At 43.5% G+C, this 3,275-nt stretch carries 1 protein-coding gene and 1 pseudogene; both read left to right on the forward strand.

The features are described from left to right. The first annotated feature begins 309 nt into the window (after nt 1–309). Nucleotides 310–1,435 (forward strand): annotated as a pseudogene (locus GXO74_12600) (succinylglutamate desuccinylase). A 117-nt stretch (nt 1,436–1,552) separates the two neighbouring features. Beyond that, entirely contained in the window at nt 1,553–2,809 is a 1,257-nt protein-coding gene (locus GXO74_12605) for an IS110 family transposase (protein NOZ62506.1), read from the forward strand. The last annotated feature ends 466 nt before the right edge of the window (nt 2,810–3,275 follow it).

Raw genomic sequence — 3,275 nt, forward strand, 5'->3', positions numbered from 1 at the left:
TAGAAATTCTTCGTGATCTTCGTGTCCTTCGTGGTTTTTACTAATTTTTTTAACCTTTGATACAGCTCGGTTTCTGAAAAAAGAGTGATTTTTTCCACTATTTAAAAACTCTGTGCTTCTCCGTGCCTCTGTGGCTAAAGCAAATGAGGAATGCTATGCTAAAAATTATTTACCTGCTTATTACAGCTCTGATCTTGATTTTATCGATAATCGATCTATTCAAAGAAAAAAACTGGCGGAATCAACTCACGCATTTGATTGTTCTAATTCCTTTGATACTCAGAGTTCTTTTAATCAAGTAGAGGCAAAATGAAAAACTCAAAAATTCGAGCGATTGTCATTCTGTTTTTTTCCGTTTTTCTTGCGGCAGTTGCCGGACGCGATTTTTTGCGCATGAGGCAACCGGAGCCAATTTATCCGGGACAGGGAATCTCGGAAAAGAAAATGTTGAGCGACTACTTTTCTCCGTTACGGGGAACGAATGGTGACACGGAAGTTTATTTTTTTGAAGGAGAAAATCCGGGCGCGACAGTGCTCATTCTGGGTGGGACTCATCCCAACGAGCCGGCTGGATTTATCACTGCAATTCATCGAGCGAGCGCAAGTTCAGGCAGGCAGACTAATTGTAATTCCAAGAGCAAACAACAGCGCCTTTTCGCACAACGATCCCCAGGAAGCAAATCCGCAGCGTTTTTTTATTCCCACACCTCACGGAATGCGCTGGTTCCGTTTTGGTTCGCGAAATACCAATCCCATTGACCAGTGGCCTGACCCGGAAGTTTATCGCCATTTTCCTTCGGGGCAAAAATTATCCGGTGGAGAAACGCGAAATCTAAATCGTTCCTATCCCGGCAAACCTGACGGATCGCTCACGGAAAAAGTGGCTTTTGCCATCATGGAATTGCTGAAAAAAGAAAAAGTCGATCTGGCATTTGATCTCCACGAAGCTTCACTGGAATATCCGGTGATCAACGCCATTGTGGCTCATCCCAACGGATTCGAAATGGCGAGCGAAGTTGTGATGGAGCTGCAAATGGACGGACTCAATTTCAATTTAGAGCCGTCGCCGGAACATTTTCGCGGTCTCTCCCATCGCGAATGGGGCGATCAGTTGGGGATTGCGGCGATTTTGATGGAAAGTGCAAATACAGTTCAGGGAAGATACCACGGAAAATTGACTCCTGATGCCGTTTTAAGCGGAAAAGACAAGATTTACGCCGAAGCGGCGGCACACGGATTGCTGGAAGTGGATTACCCGGCAGACGGAATTCCCCTCAAAGTTCGCGTCGGGAGACATCTGGCGGCGCTGCAGAAATTTTTTGAAGTGTGGAATGGATATCATGCGGATAAATTGATTGAAATTGGAAATATCCCTGATTTTCAAGAAATTACAGAGAAAGGAATTGGATTCTTTTTGAATGAATCAAAAAAATAAATTTCACCACGAAGACTCAAAGCTTGCTATATTATAAAAAAAGTATTGCCATAAAAAAAATAAAAGGCTATACTCTAGTAAAAAAACTGGTTTATTAAAAACAAAAGGAGTATAGCCATGCGAAAGATACGAAATAAAAAGCGTATTTTCAATGAAAAAACGATTTTGGTGACCGTTGACATCGGTAAAGAGTATAATTACGGCTACATTCGCTGTTATGATGGGACAGAAGTGGCGCCGTTTAAGTTTCACAACACCTATGGAGGATTTACTATATTTTGGCACGCCATTGAGTCGATTCAGCGCGAGACGCATGTGCCGGACATTATCATCGGTTTTGAATCCACCGGGTGTTATGGGATACCGCTGATTCACTTTTTGCACGATAAGCCAGTGACTTTGGTTTATGTGAATCCCAAACATACCAAGAAAGTGAAAGAGATCAGTGACAATTCGCCGAACAAGCATGATAAAAAGGATCCGAAAGTGATTGCCGATATCATTGAATTGGGCAATTGGTTGCGCGTGGTTGTGCCGCGCGGAGTAGCTGCGGAGTTGCGAGAGTTGGTGCATGATCGAGATGATGAGTTGAAATTGCTGACCGAGTTGTATAATAAGCTGCACGCGCATGTGTTCAAGATTTTTCCGGAATTTCAACGGGTGTTCACGCATTTGGATACGAAGACAGCGCATTATTTGTTGACGCATTACCCGACACCGGAGGCAATCGCTGACCTGGGTGTGGAAAAATTGGCAGCCATTATTCGTCATCAGAGCCGAGGGCGTATGCCACAGGAGCGCGCCGAGCAGCTTTATCAATATGCGCTCACGAGTGTCGGCATTAAAGAGGGCCAGCATTGTATAGCCGACAGGATTCATCGTCTGTTGCATATTATTGAGGAGCATGAACAGTGGGTGGCAATTTATGAGCAGCGCATCGCGCATGTGCTTTCTCGTGTGCCGGAAAGTCACCTTATGCTGTCGATCAAAGGGGTGGGACCAATCACCGCGGCTGGTCTTATCGGTGAAATTGGTAATTTTCATGAATTTGCCAATTATGCCGAACTGGAAAAATTCGTCGGGTTGAATTTGTACGAAATCAGTTCGGGAAAACATCGCGGGCACAAACGCATTGCCAAGCGCGGTCGTCCCCTGGCGCGAAAATTGTTGTTTTTTGCGGCGATTAATGTCGTGCGTCAAGGCGGTATCTATCACGAGCAATACCAGAGCTATGTGGCCCGAGGCATGAAAAAAATCAAAGCCCTGACAGCCATCAGCCGCAAATTGTTGAGATTGATATATGCGCTTGTCCATCATCAGTGCGAGTTTGATCTCCAATATTTTCAAAAACAGCACGCCAGAAATGCAGCGTGATGAGAAAAACACTTGTAAGCAGGGAGATTATCATTGGTGTCATAAAGGCGATATTTATCGACCTTCTCACAAAGCTTAGTAACTCCCTGCTTGCATCATAGCTTCGATAAAGCAAGATAAAGTGAAAAACTTCAAAATACCAGAATTAAGCATGATGCGTACAAGTGTCCAATGATACCTGTTTTGCGAGCCACCCACGGGGGGGGGCAGGGATCAGGAATACCTGAAAATGATAGTTACTCTAGTAATTCAAAATAGCAAAAGATAAATATATCTATTTTCTCAAAAAAATACTTGACTTTAATAAACCAGACACCAAGTTTCTTTAATTTATTCAAAAAATCCGCGTAAATCCGTCTAATCCGTGAAAATGCGCCAGAGGCGCAGAGGACACAGAGATTTTTAAATTAATTTTTTCTTGGAGTCTTGGTGCCTGGTTTATTAAAGTCAAGTATTTTTTTGAGAA

The sequence above is a fragment of the Calditrichota bacterium genome (genome assembly GCA_013152715.1).
Classification (GTDB): Bacteria; Zhuqueibacterota; Zhuqueibacteria; order Thermofontimicrobiales; family Thermofontimicrobiaceae; genus 4484-87.

What these genes read in the sequence shown, in the direction of transcription:
- GXO74_12605 (NOZ62506.1), top strand. Translation starts at nt 1,553, where the DNA reads ATGCGAAAGATACGAAATAAAAAGCGTATTTTCAATGAAAAAACGATT.